The organism is Tepidiphilus sp. J10 (assembly GCF_006980785.1).
GTDB lineage: Bacteria > Pseudomonadota > Gammaproteobacteria > Burkholderiales > Rhodocyclaceae > Tepidiphilus > Tepidiphilus olei.
In genome coordinates this window covers 895,281-914,420 of record NZ_SBHP01000001.1, presented here as the reverse complement: position 1 = coordinate 914,420, position 19,140 = coordinate 895,281, and the positions used below count along the sequence as shown (strand labels likewise).

The 19,140-nt window shown below is 61.4% G+C and carries 14 protein-coding genes; 1 reads left to right on the top strand and 13 read right to left on the bottom strand.

Annotation, left to right across the window (positions count from 1 at the left end; translation table 11 throughout):
• The first annotated feature begins 11 nt into the window (after window positions 1–11).
• Window positions 12–437, top strand: coding sequence for a putative toxin-antitoxin system toxin component, PIN family (locus tag EPD81_RS04455; RefSeq protein ID WP_198288998.1), 426 nt, complete (start codon window positions 12–14; stop codon window positions 435–437).
• A gap of 27 nt (window positions 438–464) precedes the next feature.
• On the opposite strand, the gene EPD81_RS04450 is transcribed toward EPD81_RS04455, so the two are convergent.
• The 13 genes from EPD81_RS04450 to EPD81_RS04390 form a co-directional block, all read right to left on the bottom strand.
• Window positions 465–2,027: an acetyl-CoA hydrolase/transferase family protein gene (locus EPD81_RS04450; protein WP_142804170.1), complete on the bottom strand. Its 1,563-nt coding sequence runs from the start codon at window positions 2,025–2,027 to the stop codon at window positions 465–467.
• A gap of 91 nt (window positions 2,028–2,118) precedes the next feature.
• Entirely contained in the window at window positions 2,119–3,144 is a 1,026-nt protein-coding gene (gene galE / locus EPD81_RS04445) for a UDP-glucose 4-epimerase GalE (RefSeq protein WP_142804169.1), read from the bottom strand.
• A gap of 68 nt (window positions 3,145–3,212) precedes the next feature.
• Window positions 3,213–5,258 carry a BREX system Lon protease-like protein BrxL gene (brxL, locus tag EPD81_RS04440; protein WP_142804168.1) on the bottom strand — a complete coding sequence of 682 codons (2,046 nt, stop codon included), beginning with the start codon at window positions 5,256–5,258 and terminating at the stop codon, window positions 3,213–3,215.
• Window positions 5,259–5,263: 5 nt separating this feature from the next.
• A complete protein-coding gene (locus EPD81_RS04435; RefSeq protein ID WP_142804167.1) occupies window positions 5,264–7,792 on the bottom strand; it encodes a PglZ domain-containing protein in 2,529 nt (842 codons plus the stop codon).
• Window positions 7,793–7,903: 111 nt separating this feature from the next.
• Window positions 7,904–9,019 carry a Fic family protein gene (locus EPD81_RS04430; protein WP_142804166.1) on the bottom strand — a complete coding sequence of 372 codons (1,116 nt, stop codon included), beginning with the start codon at window positions 9,017–9,019 and terminating at the stop codon, window positions 7,904–7,906.
• A complete protein-coding gene (locus EPD81_RS04425) occupies window positions 9,019–10,932 on the bottom strand; it encodes a type II restriction endonuclease subunit M (RefSeq protein WP_142804165.1) in 1,914 nt (637 codons plus the stop codon). Before EPD81_RS04425 ends, EPD81_RS04430 begins: the two co-directional genes overlap by 1 nt.
• The gene (locus EPD81_RS04420) at window positions 10,929–11,342 is read right to left on the bottom strand and encodes a PIN domain-containing protein (RefSeq protein WP_169116167.1); all 414 of its coding nucleotides are present in this window, start codon (window positions 11,340–11,342) and stop codon (window positions 10,929–10,931) included. Before EPD81_RS04420 ends, EPD81_RS04425 begins: the two co-directional genes overlap by 4 nt.
• The gene (locus EPD81_RS04415; protein WP_142804163.1) at window positions 11,335–11,649 is read right to left on the bottom strand and encodes a hypothetical protein; all 315 of its coding nucleotides are present in this window, start codon (window positions 11,647–11,649) and stop codon (window positions 11,335–11,337) included. Before EPD81_RS04415 ends, EPD81_RS04420 begins: the two co-directional genes overlap by 8 nt.
• A gap of 10 nt (window positions 11,650–11,659) precedes the next feature.
• The gene (locus EPD81_RS04410; protein WP_142804162.1) at window positions 11,660–13,549 is read right to left on the bottom strand and encodes an SAM-dependent methyltransferase; all 1,890 of its coding nucleotides are present in this window, start codon (window positions 13,547–13,549) and stop codon (window positions 11,660–11,662) included.
• Entirely contained in the window at window positions 13,550–17,182 is a 3,633-nt protein-coding gene (brxC, locus tag EPD81_RS04405; RefSeq protein ID WP_142804161.1) for a BREX system P-loop protein BrxC, read from the bottom strand.
• Window positions 17,183–17,210: 28 nt separating this feature from the next.
• Window positions 17,211–17,786: a BREX protein BrxB domain-containing protein gene (locus tag EPD81_RS04400; RefSeq protein ID WP_142804160.1), complete on the bottom strand. Its 576-nt coding sequence runs from the start codon at window positions 17,784–17,786 to the stop codon at window positions 17,211–17,213.
• Window positions 17,767–18,555 (bottom strand): DUF1819 family protein, encoded by a 789-nt coding sequence (locus EPD81_RS04395; RefSeq protein ID WP_142804159.1) that lies wholly within the window; start codon window positions 18,553–18,555, stop codon window positions 17,767–17,769. The genes EPD81_RS04400 and EPD81_RS04395 overlap by 20 nt, the downstream gene beginning before the upstream one ends.
• A gap of 2 nt (window positions 18,556–18,557) precedes the next feature.
• Window positions 18,558–19,058, bottom strand: coding sequence for a BrxE family protein (locus EPD81_RS04390; RefSeq protein ID WP_142804158.1), 501 nt, complete (start codon window positions 19,056–19,058; stop codon window positions 18,558–18,560).
• Between the last annotated feature and the right edge of the window lie 82 nt (window positions 19,059–19,140).

The following is a 19,140-nucleotide window of genomic DNA, read 5'->3' as shown; positions in this document are numbered from 1 at the left end:
CGACGGCGGTGGTGCTCGACACCAACGCCGCACTCGCGCTGTGGTACTTCGAGGACCCTGCGCTTTCGCCGCTCGCTGCGGCGCTCGCTAGCGGCCGGCTCGTCCCGGTCGCCACCCCGCCGATGATCGCCGAATGGCACTGCGTGCTCGCGCGCGAGGGGTTCGACCCCCAGCGCGCCGCCGCCGCGCGCACCGCCTACGCGGCGCTGCGGCGCGAGCTGCCTCTTCCCGAGCTGGAGGCCCCGGCGCGCTGCCGCGATCCCGACGACCAGAAATTCCTCGTCTGCGCGCTCGCCTACGCGCCGCTTCTCCTCACCCGCGACAAGGCGCTCTTGCGCCTCGCGCGGCACCGCCGCATCGCGCCGCGGCTCGCCATCCTCCGGCCGGAGCAGGCGATGCCCCTTCGAGGCCCCGTTGCGGCAACCGAGATCTCGTGAAGAAATCGTCGCGGGCGGGGCGCTCCCTTACTTGCGCCAGGCGTCGGCCTGCACCAGCGAATCGTCGCGCCAGGCTTCGCGCGCGGCCTTGTTCGCCATCCAGTTGGGCAGGAAGGTGAAGGCTTCGTCGAGCAGGTGCGGCGTGTGCTTGCCCGGCGAATAGCGCAGTGCCCGCTCGAAGTATTCGCGCAGCGCCGGCTTGAAGTTGGGGTGGGCGCAGTTCTCGATGATGACGCGGGCGCGCTGCTTGGGCGAGAGCCCGCGCAGGTCGGCCAGGCCCTGCTCGGTGACGATCACCTGTACGTCGTGCTCGGTGTGATCCACGTGCGAGGCCATGGGCACGATGCAGGAGATGGTGCCGCCCTTGGCGCTCGAAGGCGTCATGAAGATCGAGATGAAGGCGTTGCGCGCGAAGTCGCCCGAGCCGCCGATGCCGTTCATGATCGAGGTGCCCATGATGTGGGTCGAGTTGACGTTGCCGTAGATGTCGGCCTCGATCAGCCCGTTCATGGCGATGACGCCCAGGCGCCGGATGACTTCGGGGTGGTTCGAGATCTCCTGCGGCCGCAGCAGGATCTTGTTCTTGAAGTCTTTCAGGTTGGCGTTGAGCTCGGTGAGCGCATCCGGGCTGAGGGAGAAGGAAGTGGCCGAGGCGCAGGTGAGCTTGCCGCAGCGGATCAGCTCGAGCATGCCGTCTTGCAGCACCTCCGTGTAGGCGGTGAGATTCTCGAAGGGACCGTCGCGCAGCCCCGCCATCACGGCGTTCGCCACGTTGCCCACGCCCGATTGCAGCGGCAGGAGGTTTTCCGGCAGGCGCCCCTTTTTCACCTCGTGTTGCAGGAATTCGAGGATGTGGCCGGCGATGCGGCGCGAATTCTCGTCGGGCGGGGAGAAGGGCGTGTTGCGGTCGGGATGATTGGTTTCCACCACCGCGATCACCTTGTCGAGATCGACGCGGTAGTAGGGAATGCCGATGCGGTCGGCCGCCTTGAGGATGGGAATGGGCTTGCGGTGCGGCGGCAGCGCCGTGCCATAGTAGATGTCGTGCATGCCCTCGAGCGCGGGATTCTGCCAGGCATTGACCTCGAGGATGATCTTGTCGGCCTGGTCGAGCCAGGTCTTGTTGTTGCCCACCGAGGATGAAGGAATCAGCAGGCCGTCTTCGGTGATGCCCGCCACCTCGACCACGGCGATGTCAAGCTTGCCGAGGAACCCGCCCCAGACGAATTGCGCCACGTGCGAGAGGTGTATGTCGATGTACTCCATCTCGCCGGCGTTGATGCGCTTGCGGCAGGTGGGGTCGGACTGGTAGGGCAGGCGCATTTCGATGCCATCGACCATGGCCAGCGCCCCGTCGAGCTCGGGGGCGGTGGAGGCGCCGGTCCATACGCTGATCTTGAAACGCTGTCCGCGCAGGTTCGCGTCGAGGATGCGCTTGGCCAGCGCCGCGGGCACCACTTTGGGGTAACCGGCGCCGGTGAATCCGCTCATGCCGACGTTCACGCCGGAAGGAATCAGGGCCGCGGCCTCGTCGGCCGACATGATCTTGCCGCGCAGCTGGGCATTGAGGATACGGTCGTTCGCGCTCATGATCCATGAAATGGGAAGGGAGATCGTGCGATTCTACCCCGCACGTCATGCGTTTTATATAAAACATCAAAGGCTTGCCATATGAATCCCTTTATCCTCCGGTCTTCGCATAGCCATGAGGGTTGGCTTGCTGCCAGCGCCAGGCGTCGCGGCACATCTCGTCGAGCCCGCGCGTAGCGCGCCAACCGAGACGTTCGGCTGCCAGGCTCGGGTCGGCCCAGCAGGCGGCGACGTCGCCGGGGCGGCGTGGAACGATCTCGTAAGGGATCGTGCGGCCGCTCGCCTGCTCGAAGGCGCGCACGAGCTCGAGCACGCTATGGCCCCGGCCCGTCCCGAGGTTCACCGCCAGGCATTGCGGCGGTTCGGCGGCGAGCGTGCGCAGCGCCGCCAAGTGCCCCAGCGCCAGGTCGACCACGTGCAGGTAATCGCGCACCCCCGTGCCGTCGGGCGTGGGGTAGTCGTTGCCAAAGACGCGCAGTTTCGGCAACCGCCCCACCGCCACCTGGGCCACATAGGGCATGAGGTTGTTGGGCACGCCGCCCGGATCCTCGCCGATGCGCCCAGAAGGATGCGCTCCTACGGGGTTGAAATAGCGCAACAGGGCGATGCGCCAGTCGGGTTGGGCGCGGAAGAGGTCGCGCAGCATCTCTTCGACCACCAGCTTGGTGCGGCCGTACGGGTTGGTGGCGCTCAAGGGGTGATCTTCGGTGAGCGGCAGACGCTGCGGCTCACCATAGACCGTGGCCGAGGAGCTGAAGACGAGCGTCTTCACGCCGCACGCCTGCATCGCCTCCAGCAGACGCAGGGTACCGAGCACGTTGTTGTCGTAATAGGCAAGCGGCTGCGCCACCGATTCGCCCACGGCCTTCAAGCCGGCGAAGTGGATCACCGCCGTGCAGCCGTGCCGCTCGAGCACGCGCACGAGCGTGTCGCAGTCGCGCACGTCGGCCTCGATCACCGTCGGCGCGCGCCCGGCCAGTTCCGCCACGCGCGCGAGCGCCTCGGGGTGGCTGTTGGAGAAATTGTCGAGCGCCACCACCTCGTGGCCCACCGCCAGGAGTTCCACGCAGGTGTGCGAGCCGATATAGCCGGCCGCGCCGGTCACCAGCACCTTCATCCGATCGTCCTCATGCAGTGAAAAAAGGGGGAGCTTACCTAAAGGTAGGTTTCGCTCTTTTCCCCGCCTCAGATCCGAAAAATATCCACTTTCGTTTCAAGGCACTTTCGCAAACTCAGATCGTGCACACCCACCTCGAACCAGCCTCCCGGCTTCTGGAAAAAATCCAGTCCTCGGCCAATTTTGATCACCCAACCGTTGTCGATACGAATCTCCCGATCATGCATATTCGGGTTGAACTGTACCTCTAGCTCGATATCTAATTCCAAAAGGCTTTGCCTCAGCTCATCGAGCTTCTCTGTAATGGTGGCCAACTGGATCTTGTCATCATATCCGGTGGTCAGGCTTATCTTCTTCACCGTCCCAGCCTTGACAACGGTCTCGCAAAAGCGCACGAAGTTCTGAATCTGATGCTGTAGCCGGATGTAAGGATCTTCGATGACGACCGACTTCGCACCTCGTAGATACGGTCCTATGATTGAATCATAGCTATAGCCAGTGTCGCCATAGAGGATGGTGAAGTGCTGTTCCCTGAGCTCGGCCGGTGACGGCGGCGTCGGCACGGCTGGAGAATATGCAGCAGCAGGTTGAACCTCGACCGCCTCGGCAGGCCGCTCATCCGTCTGACGCAAACGACGGCGCGCCGGCTCTTGCGTTGCGAGCGCGTCCTTCGACTCGGGGCAGAAAACTACTACTTCCTCACCGCTAGCCTTGAAGTAGGACAGATTAATCCGGGCGAACTCGTCGTCCGGTTTGCGCTTGTTCATCTGCTCCTTGACGCGGCGGCGGTACTCGATGGCGTAGGCCACATACTCTTCGAACTCGTCGTCCGTCGGCGGCCCGTTCGGATGCAAGATTTTCAAGAACGCGCAGACGGTCTTCTTGATGCCTTTTTCATCGCGCCCCTCGACGGATTTGCCAAGCCGGATGCGCTTGCTCACTTCCTCGTACCGATTCGTGTGCTTGAACTGGTAGTGAAAGGCCTCGGCCAGGTAGTCGGTGATGAAGCCGTAATGATTGGTCAGAAATTCGCTGCTGTTCTTGGGCATTTCCCAGCCTGGAATATAGGCGGCAAAACGGTCCATCACCGCCAAGTCCAGTTCTGGCGGCAAGGGCTGAAACAGGTCGTGCTCGTTCGAATTGACCAGCTGCTCGATCGACATATCGATATTGCCAACGAAACTCAGGCTGGCGTCGGCGATCACTTCGACGCCGCGCGAAAAGCGCCCGTTGGCCATGAAGTCCTTCATGATCTGGATGGTGTCGGGGTCTTTGACCTTGATTCCGCCCACTTCGTCAAACGCGACCGTGTCCCAAAAGCCGACCAGGCCCACCTTGCGGCGCGCGTTGTTGTAGAACAGCGTGGCCTTGGTCGCTTGGCCGCCCGAGATCAGCGTGGCGTAGGGCGAAAACTCGCTGAAAAAGTACGATTTGCCGGTGCCGCGCGGGCCCAGCTCGATGTAGTTGTAATTGGGCTCTACCAGCGCAGCCAAGCGGGCAATGTAGTGCATCTGCACACGCTTCGAGAGCTTGCTAGGCTCCAGCCCCACGGAGCGCAACACCGCCGCGAGCCATTCATCGCGCGTGAATGCCGCGCGCCCCTCTGCATAGCGGTCGAAGTCGAAACGGGTCAATTGGATCGGGCGCAGATCTTCGATGTAAAACGCATAGTCGTCTTCGTCGATATCGTTGTGCGCCAGGGTGACTTCGGCCCAAATGCCGCCTTCCAGCAAGCGATCATTGTCGCGATAGAACTTTTCCGCGATGGCGATACGTTGCGAGTTGAAATTTTCCAATGCTGCCCAGTGGCGCTTTTCCTTTTCAACGTAGCGAACATGAACTTTATCGATGAAGCGGTGCTTACCTTTGGTCGCCACCTTCGACTGGGCTGCGTTGGCTTCGTCCGGGCGCACGTAGTTTTCCTGCAGGGTGGATAAAACGGCTTCCAGGCCCGCTTGAATCTCGGCCTCGTCACTGCTGGCGCAATACTTGGCCAGCAGGAACTCCAGAACGAACGTCGGGACGTTGGTACCCTTTTTGATCCGGTGCAGCAGGTCCTTACGCAGCACCTTGCCATCGAATGCGGCGTTGAGTTTTTGGTCGAGTTCGTCCATGGGGTTCATTCCGTATAGTCGGTCTCGAGCGTGAGATGGCTGTAGGCCGCCAGGGTCGTGGGGTTGAGCGCCACCACCTTGAATTTGCCTCTAAACTCATCATCCATGCGCAGTGCAATCTGTTTGCGCTGGCCGGGCATCAGGGTCACGGTTTTGGTCGCGGGGTCTACATCACCACCTGGGCGCGGCTCTCCCACCACATTGCCTCTGCTGTCTTGGGCCTCCAACAGAATCTCGAGGCTCATGTCTTGCGAGAACAGATCGTCGTTTCCCAGGATCACTTCGATGACCGGCAAGCGCGTCGTGATGCGTTTGGCGCCGTTCTTGTAGTTCAGCTCCACCACCACCTTGCGGAGATCCGCATGGGCGGTGGTGTCCAGCCTGGCCACCAGTACCGGCACGACGGCCTCGGCCAGCGATGCCCCGCCGTGAAAATACAAATGCCCCGAGCGATACGGCGCCATGCTGCGCGGCAGTGCCACCTGAGCGAAATCACCCCGAATGCCGACCTTTTCGGCGCTGACGACCAGGCTGTGCGCATCGGCGCTGCCGTCGCCTAGCAATAGGCGATCGTGGGCATTGACGGGCCACTTCCCTGTCGGTTTGACGCACACATCGCCCGCCTCCGCGTGTGCGTTGAGGAAGAAACCATGATCCGTAACGATCACCGCTTCCTTGAAGCCCATGCCGCGCAACTTATGTAGCGCCACACGAATCTGCTTGAGCATGTTCGGAATCAACCCGAGCGTCGTTTCGGCGTTGCTCTCCAATTGGCTGTCGATTTCCGTGGAACGCAGCACCAGCAGATCGACGGTTTCGGCGATCTTGGGCCTGCCACGGACAAAATCGTTGAGCGGCATTTCAGCGAAGCGATCGCCATACTTCTTGCTCAAGACGGCCATGCGCTGCGCAACAGTGCTCACCGGCGCCCCGTCCAGCTTCGGCACCAGGGAATCGTTCGCCAGCTCCAGCGTCAGCCCCGTGCGGGCGCCTGGCAGCAAGCTCGCCATACCCACCGGCGTGATGGTCGGCAACTGCGCATAGGCCGCCTGCAGCTCGACGGGGCCGTCCTCCGCCAGCAATTTTTCCAGCGCCACGCCCAACTCATAGCGCAGGGCGTCCACCATCAGGTAGGCCAGCTTACGGCCGCTTTCCTTGAGGCGATCCGCCACGAGGCGGTCAAACACCTCGGCATTGGCCAGGCGTCCATTGGGCGGCCAGCCCGCAGTCTCGAGGTGTTTCACAAACACGTCCTGAACCTTTTCCGCCAGACGCCGATAGCGCGCCCGAGCTTGGCTGATCACTTCCTGCATCAAACCATGCGGGTCGAGGAAGTCACCCGCCGCCTGCTCAAATTCACGTTGCAGGCGATCAACTTCGCGTAGGCTGCCCAGGTAAAAATCGATCAGTTCTGCTTGCGAACGGATGTGATTCGGTAGCTGGCGCTCGAAATCATCGCAAGCCTCGACCAGACTCAAGCCACAGCGAAGCAACTCCCACTGCGCCTGGCTTTCCCCTTTGCCTAGCCATACCGAATTCTTGCGACGGACCAATACCTGGCGGGTGGCGTCGGTATCACCGGCGACGAGGCCCTTGATCGCCGTGCGCAGGAACGTTCGCTCCTCGAACGGGAAAGTGTCACGCTCGCCCAGGTCTTCAATGCCCCTGCACAGTTCGGTCAAATTGAGCTCGGCCTCAATGGTTTCCGCACGCTCGATATAGAGCGCATGCGTCTTGGGATCGGTGCGCAGACGATCGCACACCTCCTCGATGATGGGCCTGGCTTCCATCGGCGCATGCGGCACGCTCTTCAGGGTGTCCGGCAGCGCCACGGGCAAATCGAACACAAACTCGCTGAACAGCACGTAACGCCACAGTTCATCCGCCAGCGCAGACCACGTCTTGCCGCGTGTCTGCACGTTCAGGCCCAAGGTGGCGCGCAGGAAGGCACGCGCCTCATCCACCCACCCCTCCTGCGCCTTGAGCGCCTCGGCCTGGCGAGACGTCGGCGCCAGCAGCGCGGCCAGAATCTCACGCCCCGACTCCACCTGCAACGCGGCGCGTAACTGGGGCCAGCTCACACCGCCGCCAATCGCGTCGATCACCGCGAAAGTCGGACCAGAGGGAGATGTGGCAAACACCTGCCGGATTTCGGTCGCATGATCCGGCCTGGCGCGCAGGCACAGGCTCAGATACTCGTCGCCATCATCTTGCGGAAACACCGCGCCGCATGCTGCGTACAGGGCGAATGGATCCACTTGTTTTTGCTCATCGGTTTCCGGGCGCTTGGCCGGCACATAGATCAACACGCCCGCGAGCGACGCCTTGGGCTGCCCAAGCTCGCGCAGCGCCATGAGCGCCGCCTCACGGCTTTCGATGCTGCTGATCGACGCATCGATGACGCGCACCTCATCGCTTGCCAGATCGAAGCACAAATCGCGGTAGCGCCCGTCGGCGTCGTACACCACCAGCACGCCCGCTTGCTTCAAGCGGGGCCGCAATACGGACTCGCGAATGAATTCAGCAATGTTCATCTGCACCTCGATGCTATGTGTTGTGGCTCACTGGCGCTCTGCAACCCGGTTTGCGGATCGTGAAGCTGCGTATCGTGAGCCACAAATGTGTTTTCGGCCATTTCATGAGCCTCAAAACACCTCCCGCCCTTCGGCGATGTTGAGCAACGCCGGGAAGCACAGCGTGGCCGCTCGTCGACCACTGGCCTCCACCAGGATGCGCAGGATGCCGGACTCCCGCAAGGCAGGCACGATGCGTTTGGCCGTCGGTTCGGGGATGCCCGCGCTGGCCACGAAATCCGAGCTTCTGAAAATCGGCCGTTCGAAGATCCAATCCAGAGCGTGAATCGCATATTGGGAGCGGGTGAGATCGACAACCTCCCGTTTCATGCGCTCATACAGGTCCAGGATCGCCGCGGCCTTTTGTTGATTTTCCTCGGCTTGGGCCTTGATCGCGTCAAGAAAGAAGCGGCACCAGCCGGTCCAATCGTCATCACGTGAAACGGCTAACAGGCGCTCGTAATACTCGTCTCGGTGCGCCTCCAGAAAGGCGCTCAGATAAAACATCGGGCGTTGAATCAGCCCGTTCTGCCACAGAAACAGCGGCACCAGCATGCGCCCCAAGCGGCCATTGCCATCCAGAAAGGGGTGCAGCGCCTCGAATTCGGCATGCACGATCGCCAGTTGCACCAGCCGGTCGGGGGCATCGGCATGCAGATAGCGCTCCCAAGCGCTCATGGCGTCGGGCAGTTTGTCAGCGGAAATCGGCACGAATCGGGCTTGTTCAACGGTACAACCGGCCGGACCGATCCAGTTCGGGAGGCGACGGTACTCGCCAGGCGCCTTGCCCTGCCCGCGTACGCCGTCCAGCAACACCTTGTGTGCTTCGCGGATCACGCGCTGTGAGAGCGGGACATCGGCCAGCATCTTCTCGGCCATGCGCATTGCCGCCCGGTAGTTCAGCACTTCACGAATGTCATTGCGGCGTTCCTCGCTCAGACCGGGCGAATCGCCCCGAGCCTCGAACGTCAGTACCTCACCCATGGTGGCTTGGGTACCTTCGATGCGCGAGGACAGCACCGCTTCTTGCGTTGTCAGTGGAGAAAGCAGCACCGCCGCGTTGGGAATTGCCGCCAGCGTGCCGTCGTAGCGCGCGACGGCAGCGGCCGTCGGCCCCAGCAGCGGAATCAGCGTTGACCAATCCAGTTGCGCTGGTGGAAACCGCCCAAGGTGGTAGTGAACTGACATCAATCGTCCTTTGCCTTCCTGCCACGCGCCTTTTTGGGTTTGGCCGCCGGTTCGATGTAGAGATGCTCCAGACCATGCGCGATCGCCAAACTCTTGTCTGTCTTGCACTTTTCGTGCACGCGCTCCGGCCAGTAGTTCATGGCCAAATGCGCCCAGTCGTAGTCGCCTTTTTCGAGCTTTTTCCAAGTCTCCTTGAGCACCTTCTGCCAGGGTTTGTGGCGGAACAGCGGCCAGAGCGGCGCTGCGCTGATCTGCACGCCGTCGTCGTGATGGGGCTTGTAGGTCGGCGCGATCTCGAGCAAGGTGTCGCGCAGTTCGATCAGCTCCAGCTCGAAGGCTTGCAGGGCTTCGAACTGCTTTTCGTCGTCGCGCGTGCGGGCAGCCCCCTTGCTGCGCAGCGCCGCCACTTCGCTGCTCACCTGTTTGAGCTTGGGCTCGACGAAGTCGTTGATGGCGGTGTAGAGCGTCTGGCTGGTAAGGCTGGGGTAATAGACCCACAGCGTGTAGCTGCCCGAGGCGGTGGCAAGCGGCCAGTAGATGGGCGCCTTGCGGCGGCTTTTGCTGTATTGCCGCAGGTGGAAGGCGAAGAAATCCCGCCGTAGCCAGCGGCGCGCCTCGTCCGGGACGGCGACATCGACGCGGGTGAGCACTTCCTCGATCAAGCGTGGCAGGTCGTGCGGGTGCCCGGGGTCGTCCACCAGAATGCCCGCATGGGCATGGAAAGGTTCGGCGCCGTCCGGCAACATGCCGGGGCTTTTCGCGGGCAAGGGATCGAAGGGTTCCGGCTCGGGCGGCACCTCCCGCTCGCCGGTGGCCAGGCGCCAGTCGAAGCGGCCAAAGGCCACGCCGACGGCCCAGGAGAGGAGACCATCGCTGAGGTCGATGGGCGCGGCGATGTCTTCGTCGTCCGGCTCGTCGTCTGCCTCGGCTTGACCAGCTTCCTCAGCCGCTGCCCCTTGGGCCGCCAACACGGCGGCGCGGTCGGATTCGCTGAAGCCATAGAGATCGAACGCGATGGCGTCGATCTCGGCCTGGATATGGGCAAGTTCGGCCTCGATGGCCGGCGGGTTGAAATCGCCGAGGCGCGCGCGCAGCGCGGCGGGTAAGAGGAAGGCGTGCGAGGTTTCTTCGATGGTATCCAGCGTGCGCTTGAGCGACCAGGCGCGGCGGGCGAGGGTGGCCAGACGGGTTTGATTCTCGGCAGTCAGGTTGGGGACGGGGGTTTGCTGGATCAGGCCGACTTCGTAAGATCGGGCGGCGGCGTCGGCGGCAGCCGTTTGCAGCGAGACCAGCAGGCCAAAGGCGCTGCTGTTGAGCAAAGCGCATAGCGCCAGCAGTTCTCCAGGGTCATCGCCAGCGACGAAGGCCGCCGGGCCTTTGTCGGCAAAAATGCAGCCGGCGGGCATGACGCGCATGCTGAGGCCGCTAGTCGTGCGTCGCGGCCACGTCAGCCCGGGGCGGAAGTAGTGCTCAGTTGAACGGATATTTCTTGCCCAATGCCCTCCGCCATAGCGAAATATTATCCAAGCCTTCATTTCACTACCATCAACTGTCCAATTAACGAGCAAATGGTGGTCATAGTAGGTTGGAGAAAAAGCCCCGCCTTTTGCGAATGGAAACCATCGCTCGCTACCTTTAATCTCCCACCAACAGCGCAAAAACCTGAAATCGTCGAGTGTTCCTGTTCCACTTGTTACAAGCGTGTTTTTTTCAACAGCAGGAAACTTCATAAACGAATTTCGCACGGCATCGCTCACCCAATAGGCAAAGGGCTTCCCAGGCACGGCATCGAACGCCTCCGGCGCAACCTCGAACAGGCGCGCATCGGTCTCGCCCCGCCGCAGGCGGGCGCACACCTGTTGCAAGGCGGCGGCTTTGTCGTCTTCGGCCAGCAGGCGCAGGAAGGCGGTCATGATGTTTGGCCCCGTAAAGTAATGACGGGTATTTCACTGACGCGGAACATCGGCTTGCTTGGCTTCTCCCCGCTGATGAACTCATTCGCGCCTGCTGCCAGGGCGGTGGCCACATGAATTGCATCCATGGCCGCGATGCCGTAGCGTTGCGCCAGCGTTTGGGCATGGTGCAGCACATCGAGCCGCCAATGGTGATGTTCAGCACGTTCGAAGACACTCCGGTAGAAGGCAATTTCGCCATGGTTTTTCTCGTAGATGGCCTTGGGCATCACCTCCAGCCACAGCGCATCGCTGACCAACAGAGTTCGTTCCCTATCATCGAGCACCGCCAGCGCAGCCGAGCCGGCTTCATCGTTACCCTTCCAAGCCGCGATGAGTACATTGGCATCGATATAGCTGCGCTTAATCATCGGCAAGCCCTCCTCGACGTTCACGCACCTCGGCATTGATTTCGTCCCAGGACATCGGCTTTCCTCCGCTTTCGATATAGGCGCGGCGCGCTTCGATGATGATCTGGCCCAATTCGGTTTTGGGCTGGTAGTGGTCGACAAGATCGTCGCCCGTCAGCGCCCGAACAGATTCGCCTTGCGCCGGCGACTGTTCCGGGATGGGTTCGATGACCACGCGCAAACGGCAGCCGGTGGGCAATGAGGCTGGCAAGGTACAGTGCAGTTCATGCTCTTCAGTGACAACGGTTTCAAAAATGACGGCATTCATCGTCTTTTCCTCAATGCTTGACCAAACAATAGGCGGCGGCTTCGACCATGGCATCGTCCATCACGCCGTGCCCCAAGTCGGCCATGACTTCCGGCCGGGCGACGCCCAGCACCACCTGCTCGCGCCACCTCTGAAAGCTCGACAGGAAAAAGCAGGTGCGCGAGGTGATGGCGCCCAGCCGTCCGCCGGTGCGCAGCAGCTCCAAGCCGCGCTCGACGAAGACGGCGAGCAGGTCGTTCTTGCTGCGCGGATAAGCTTTGGCGAGTGCCTCTTTGGTGTTTGAAGCCAGTGCGCCAAACGGCGGATTCATCACCACCACGTCGAACGCTTCGCGGCACAGGTCGATGAGCCGCAGCCCCTGCAAGGCATCCTGGGCAAACAGGCGGCCTTGATAGGTCGACTTCGCGGCGCGAGCGAACTCGGTGAGTGCCGTGCGCAGCCGCGCTTCCGCCCGCTGCCAGTTCTCCTGCTCTTCTTCGGCAAAGAGGCCAGTGCCCGTGCCGACATAGACTTGGCGGATCAAGTGCGGCAGCTCGCGTTCGACCTGGAGTAGCACGCCCAGCTCCGGCAAGCCCTTGAGCAGTTGCAGAGTTTTCTCGAAGAGTTCGGCGTCGCGCTGGTCGAGGCTGGCGGCGAACTGCGCACGCAGCTCACGCTCGGCGGGCGGCGCGATGGCCGCGACGACATGGCCGCGCCGGATCAACGGGCGGTCTTTGGCTTTGACGCCCGCATCGTGCCAGGCGCGTTGCGCCCGCAGCCACAGCGCCAGCGAAGCGATCTGCACGGCACGCGGGTCGATGTCCACGCCGTAGAGGTTGTGTTCGATGATGAGCCGCGGCACGTCGCGCAAGAAGGCCGCTTCGTCCTGATAGGTCTGGCACAGCGGTTTCAGGGCCGCCTGGGGCTGGGGCGAGACATCGAGCGAACCGGGGCCGTGCTGCTGCTCCCAGGCCCAGGCTTCGCGGTAGATGTCGAGAAAGAGGTCGAAGGCATACAAACCAAAGTGCATCGAACCGCAGGCCGGGTCTAGCAGTTTGAGCGTGCGCGGGTCGCGCAGTTTGGCGGCTGCTTGCGGCTGTTCGTCGGGCCTTACCAGCAGGTACTGGCAGCGCTCGCGCAGGGCGGTTTGCCCACCGGTGGCGTTGAACCACAACCGCCCGAGAGTGTTGTCCACCAAGAACTCGACTACGTAGCGCGGTGTGAAGAACTGGTTGCGCACGGCGAGTTCGCGGCTGTTACGCGGCGCTTGGCTCGCTTCGCGCATGGCCCTGCGTTCTTCCTTGGAATTGAAGTATTGGTAGATCCAGCCGATGGTTTCGTCCTCGCTCCACACCGGGGCGATGTCGGCATCGTTGATCAGGTTCAGCACGTGCAGCAGCGCCGCTTCGCGCGGAAACAGGCGGCCCTGCGGGGAGTAGCGGTCGAACAGACCGGGCAGGTCTTGGGCGAGCTCATCGAACACGCTGAACAAATACACCCGGTAGGCATCACCGGTTTCGCCCAGGCCGATGCCAGCCAGCCGCGCATAGAGCTGAAAGCCCTTGGCCTGAAAGCCGTTGCCCACCGATTCGATCAACAGGCCGCGCGCCTCGGCCATGCGCAGCGCCGCCAGGCGGTTGAGCACGGTGAAGGCTTGCTCGCGCACGATGCGCTCCAACGCTTGGCTGGCGTTCATCTCGCCACTGGCGGTGTAGTGCGCCAGTGTATCGCGCAGGATGCGGGCGGTTTCGCGCTGGGCGTCGTCGAGATGCCGCAGGCTGGTGAGTTCCGCAACGCTGCCCGCGTGCGGATCCATGCCATAGTCGTTTTGCAGCTGGCGGGTGAATTCCTCTTCCAGCACGCGGCGCGCCTCGTTGACGAAGCGCTGGAGGCGGTTTCTGGTTGCTTGGTCGAAGGCCATTTACTGCTCGCCTCCATTGCCGACCGAGAAGGTCACCTCGATCTCTGAGTAAAGGCCGACCTGTACCTTGATCTCGTGGAGCTGCTGAATCAACGCGTCGATGTCGGCTGCCGTAGTGATCTTGGCCGGCACGGCAACCTTCCTGGTGAGCTTGGACGGGCCCTTCTCACCAGGCCTGGTTCGTTCCTCATCCATGCGCTGGCGCAAACGTTCCTGACCTTGGCGCTGGATCGAGCGCTTGAGCTCCTCGATGGTGCTGTTGATGTCGTAATCCCGCGCCAGCAGTTTCTTGAGCCCAGCCAGATCCGGCGTAGCGGCCAGCGCCAGCCCTTCCAGCCGATTCACGGCATTGCCGCGCTCTTCCTGGGTGAGCTCGTCCCACTCGGGAATACGCTGCAAGTCCTCGACGCCTTCTTTCAAACGCAGCTTCTGCTGCTCGGAGAGCTTGATGACGGCGTCGCGCACGCGGCCCTTCAACTGCGTGAGCAGCGAATTGAAGTCGGCGGCGTGTTTGTAAAAGTCTTCTTTGCCCAGGCGCTCGGACAGGGCCGCCAGGTCCTCGGCGAGTTCGCGGCGCAGCTCCCCAGGCACGCCGGTGTCGGGCAAGGTTTCGATCTCGCGGCGATGGACTTGCAAGTCGCGCAGGGTGGCATCGAGCCCGTTGTCGAGCGCCCGCTTCACTTCGAAGGCCCACTTGAGGTTGTCGTAAATGACGGAGGTTTCCGCACCCAGGCGCTGCGGCGCGTCGGAAGCATCGGTGAACAGCATGTCGGCGATGTCCTGGTTCAGGCTGCGGATGCGGTCACTGCCCGCCAGCCCAAGGCCGCTGAGCCTTTCGGCCAGGGCGCCGTAGTCGTGCTGGAAGCGCGGAAAGTACTTGGCCGCCGCTTTGCTGATCTCCTGCTCCAGCGGAATCACCATGTCACCCACCAGTTCCGTGAGCCGTTCCGCCGCCCGAGCGAGCGTTTCAATGGACGGACGCTCGTCGCGCAGGGCGACGCCGATCTGCTTGAAGGAATTGTTGGTCTTGAGTGCGTCGATGGCTTGCTGACCCGCTGCCGTGACTTCACGCCCCGAGACTTTGAGCTTGATTTCGCCTGCCATGAGCATGGCCGCCAGGATGTAGCGCGTGGTGTCGGGGGACCAGCCAAACGGATCGCTGCTGAAGGTATCGAGCAGATGCTTGCCATCGACGGTGCCGTGTCTGTCGATGTAGTCGCGGATGCTGATCATCGCCTTGTGGTCGGTCTTGAACGAAGCGCGACCGGCCTCGGTTTGCACCAGACCGAGCGGGTCCAGCGTACTGCTGATGGCAGCGGGATTGGCGACCTTGAGGAATTTTTCGGCGGTGTCGGTGGCGACACGCACCGGCGCTTCGACATAACGGTCGAATACTTGCTCGGCCACGTCAGAGAGCAGCTTTTTGGCGGCCTCCAGCAGGTCGGCGTCCAGCGCCGATACCGCGGTGGCTTGACCACGAAACACGAACGAGCCTGCTTGCAGCGTTTGCTTGATCTTGCTCTGGAGCTGGATGGCCAGCTTGGCGGCGCGATCGAGCTGACCCGTGCAGTAATCTTTGACCTCTTGGTCGGGGTCGTTACGGTGCAGTTCGGCAATGCGCTGGCAGCGGTAGATTTCGTTCGCCAGGTCGTCGAGTTCGGAATTGGCGCGCGCCAAGAGTCCAATGACATTGCGATTCTCCCGGCTGCGGGACTCATCCAGCATCCGGGTTTTGGCAGTTTCGTAATCGCTGGCAGCCACCAGTTCAACCACGGTCTGGATAGCGTTTTGCTCACCGGCCAAGCTGATGATGACGCTGCCGAGCTGAACCTTCAGGCCCGTGGCGACGGCCATCGTGCCATGGAGGCTGACACGGGGCAGCGGATTGAAGGTTTCGCGCAGCGCATCGTTGAAGATGCGCCTTACGTCCACCGTGCGCAGCGGGATGGCGCCGCGCTCTTGTTCGATATCTCGCAGTTTCTCACTGAGGAACACGAGGCTGCCATCCTTTTCGCCCAACGGCACATGCACATCGCCTAGCATCTCTTCAACGGCCTGCTTGACCGCATCGAGCTGCGATGGCGCAGTGACGGATGGGTGCATCAGGCTGGCAACGTTTTGCACCGTCACCGGCAGGTTGCCCAGGATCTGCAGCACGGCGACGGACTTGGCGACGTCTTGGTGCAGTTGCGAGTCTGGAAAACGAATCTGAACCTTGCCGACCGCTTGATGGATGGAGGGGAATGCGCGGCGGATGTCCTTTTCCAGTTCGTCGTACAGCGTAACGGTGGTGGCCAGCCACCCCACCGGTTGATCGGCCATGGCTTTGGAACCGCCTTCGCCTTTCAGGATATCCTGGATCACTTTGATCGCAGAGCGCAGACCTATGCCGCCGGTAGACTTGGCTAGAGCGCCCAGGAGATGAAGCAGGATATCGAAGTGCGTCGGTAGAAAGGGGTAGAGATTGATGAAGGTCTCTTTGCTGAAATCCGTGTCGTAGTACTTGGCATCTTGCAGCTTGGTGTGGTGCCGTAGTGCCTGGCCATGGGCATCGAACAGTTTGCCCAACTCGGTCTCACCCGCCGACGATTTGCCGAGCAGACGGCGATAGCAGATCTCCTTGATGTCGCTCGATTCGAGGTCGATCTGGATCGGGAAGCGGTCTTTCAGCTTGTAGAGCTTGTCGGAGTTGAGCGCCGCCCGCGGGTCGTCTTCGGTCAGGGTCTGCTGCGCAGTGGCGATGATCCAGACCTTGCCCTCACCCAAACGCTTGAGGTTCTTGGCCAGGCCATCGAGGTTGAGGATCAGGTTGTCGCGCGAGGCCACGTACTGACCGACTTCATCGATGATGAAGAGGATGTTCTGCTTGCCGCTTTTTTCGCGGACGATGTCGATCATCTCCTGCACTCGCTGATCTTCGAACTGGAAGAATCCCTCGGTGCTGGAAGAAAAGGACTTCGCATCCGGGAAGAGCGCCGGATACATTTCGTGGGCGATCTTGGGAATCAGACCGTCGATGGCCAGTGGGTTGTTTTGCACGCGATCCCAGGTTGCGCCCGGCAGTGCCTTGGCGATCCGTTCATGCAACTCGAGCGTGCGACCCTCCTTCTCGACCATGCGCTCGAAGGCGGCCACTTTGAGGTTGCGTGAGTAGCCTGCCCATTGCAGCACCTTGAAGTAGAGGACGGTGGAGACGTCTTCCATCGTGGCTCCAGCCAGCATTTCACTGGCAAGGTCCAGCATGATCACGGCGGCCGGGAAGCGCTTTGCCACGGTAGTAAGGAGCGCCTTGGTCTGCGATTTGTGGAAGCGGTCTTTCAGGTATTCGATGAACGGCGTGCCGCCAATGGTGCACCGATCGTCAAATGCTAGGCCGAGGTATTTGGTGAACGAGCTCTTGCCAGAGCCGTAGAATCCAGAAACCCAGACGCCCACTTCATGTTCGCCACCGGACTCCATCGCAAGCTGCATGCGATCGAGGAGCTTGCGAAACTGCTCCTCGATGCTTTCGGTGACTACGTACTCGGAGATTTCCGCCTTGAGGCGGCTTTCTTGCGAGGCGCCGTAGGTGATGACTTTCTCGATGTTCCGGTAGATGTCCTTGCTTGGATCGAAGAGTGAGCGAATATTCATCGTCTTATCCCAGAGTTCTTTTATCTGTTCAGCCGCCGACGTGGACGGAGCGGTAATTGCCGTCTTCCGGGTAGAATCCGAGAAACTTCAGGCGCGTCTTGCCGGTTCGCACGCCGGGATACAGAAAAATCGTTGGTACGTGAAATTTTCCCTGGAGCTGGCTTTCGATGGCGCCGATGCGCAAGAAGGGATGGAGCGCCTCCAGGTCGGTGACGAGCAGCAGCGCGTTTTGCTGGCCTTCGAGCGACTGCAACGCGGATTCGAGCCGATTCAGTAACGCGTTGCCAGCAGTCAGGATGTCTGCCAGGGCCTTGTTCGTGCGGGGCCAATCCAAAGGGGCGGCTTTGTCCTCCATCACACAGAGCGGCCATAACGGGTCTTCCTTGAGGAGTGTCCAGACGTGCTCGGCAATGGAGAAGGTGTGGACATCCCAGCCCTCTTGATGCAGCTTAGCTACCCAGGCGGGCGTCTGTCGCTTGACCTCGAGGATCTGCTCGGGTGGGAACACGAGGTAGTAGATCGGCTCGAAGCTCGCATGGCCGAGCTCACGCCCGTGGCGGATGCGCTCTCGTAGTTCGTCGAAATCAGCTTTGAGCGAGGACATCGCACAGCGTCTCCATGTCTGGTAGTTTCCAGTTGATGCGGATTACATCGCCGGCGGCCTGGACGATGAGCAATCCCTTCAGCGATAGGCGTTTGATTTCTTGCAACACGTCCTCGCGCACCAAACCGAAGAGCTGCCAATCCTTGTGGGCAAGCAGCGCATTGTCACCGAAACCGGAAAAGTGCAGTTCGTAGGCCAAGTAAGCGGCTACGACGGGCAAAATACGGAACGGCAGAATGCGACGGCTGGAGCGCGCGCCGCGCTCGAGCATTCCATAGTCGGCGCAGCAGCCGGTCAAGTAGGCGGATACGCGCCGCACGGTGGTCTCCGACCATCGCTTGACGGTCTTGCCCTCATCGATGCCGCGCTCGACGAATGCACGGGCATCTTCATTGGTGATCTGGGTATCCCCACCCGCATACCGAGCCCAGTAAACCTGGCGTACGAAGTCACCCAGAATGGGGTTGGCGCGGCTTGTAAAAATTAGCATGAACTGTGTTAGTTCCGCAGAGGAAATCGTTGCCAACAGCCGCTTGAGGTGAACGGCCGGTGCGCCGCCATTGACCAGATAGCGCGGGGCAAAGCATTCGATGACGATATTACGCAGGCGACGAGCCGTGACGTTCGGAAACCGACCCGACTCCAACGCCGCCAGGTACAACTGGTTTGCCGTCATACCTGGTAACCACAAATCGAGCAATGTCTTAGTTTCGTTGACGAGCCCGAGACCTGCCTGCAACTGCGTCGTGTAGGGGGCGTTGTCAGCCACGATCACCCCATCAAATACGGATATGTTTTTTCGTTCTGAGTGAACGCGGATAGATAGGTGGCTGCGATGGCCTTCAGTGTGTCGCTTGAATCGAGATCCTTGATTTTTCCGACCGCCGTTGGTCCTACGCTAGATAAACTGCAGGGTGCGGCCAGCTGATTCAATGCATCGAGCGCAGCCTCTTTACCTCGTGAAACCTGACTGGCGAGCTCCTCTCCTACGCTGCTCTGTACGATCGCATGCAGATCTTGTTCGATTTCTTCGGGCAACCGGAACAGGTGGTAGCTGCCCACGCTCAGATGCTCGTCGTGCACACGTCTGGCCGCTTCCAGTACACCGTGGTACTGAGCGAGGCGAAACGTCTTGGGAAAAACCGGCTCCAGAAATTGCCGGCTCGATGCCTCATAGAACGCCGTCGGCCACCAGGCGCACTGTGCACGCTCGCCGAGAAAACCGACGATGAGCCTCAGTTGCAGCAGGGTGGATAGGTAGGATTCCTTCATTTCATCATTTCTCTTGTTTTCTGGTGTTCTGGTACCAACACGGCATTGGGCGGACTTTGTATGGTGAAGTGTCCCGCACAAC

Excerpts from the sequence above, each read along its gene's own strand:
- EPD81_RS04400 (WP_142804160.1), bottom strand. The coding sequence starts at position 17,786 with ATGTCCTCGCTCAAAGCTGATTTCGACGAACTACGAGAGCGCATCCGC.
- EPD81_RS04415 (WP_142804163.1), bottom strand. The coding sequence starts at position 11,649 with ATGAATGCCGTCATTTTTGAAACCGTTGTCACTGAAGAGCATGAACTG.
- brxC (WP_142804161.1), bottom strand. The coding sequence starts at position 17,182 with ATGAATATTCGCTCACTCTTCGATCCAAGCAAGGACATCTACCGGAAC.
- galE (WP_142804169.1), bottom strand. The coding sequence starts at position 3,144 with ATGAAGGTGCTGGTGACCGGCGCGGCCGGCTATATCGGCTCGCACACC.
- brxL (WP_142804168.1), bottom strand. The coding sequence starts at position 5,258 with ATGGACGAACTCGACCAAAAACTCAACGCCGCATTCGATGGCAAGGTG.
- EPD81_RS04390 (WP_142804158.1), bottom strand. The coding sequence starts at position 19,058 with ATGAAGGAATCCTACCTATCCACCCTGCTGCAACTGAGGCTCATCGTC.
- EPD81_RS04450 (WP_142804170.1), bottom strand. The coding sequence starts at position 2,027 with ATGAGCGCGAACGACCGTATCCTCAATGCCCAGCTGCGCGGCAAGATC.
- EPD81_RS04430 (WP_142804166.1), bottom strand. The coding sequence starts at position 9,019 with ATGTCAGTTCACTACCACCTTGGGCGGTTTCCACCAGCGCAACTGGAT.
- EPD81_RS04435 (WP_142804167.1), bottom strand. The coding sequence starts at position 7,792 with ATGAACATTGCTGAATTCATTCGCGAGTCCGTATTGCGGCCCCGCTTG.
- EPD81_RS04410 (WP_142804162.1), bottom strand. The coding sequence starts at position 13,549 with ATGGCCTTCGACCAAGCAACCAGAAACCGCCTCCAGCGCTTCGTCAAC.
- EPD81_RS04425 (WP_142804165.1), bottom strand. The coding sequence starts at position 10,932 with ATGACCGCCTTCCTGCGCCTGCTGGCCGAAGACGACAAAGCCGCCGCC.
- EPD81_RS04420 (WP_169116167.1), bottom strand. The coding sequence starts at position 11,342 with ATGATTAAGCGCAGCTATATCGATGCCAATGTACTCATCGCGGCTTGG.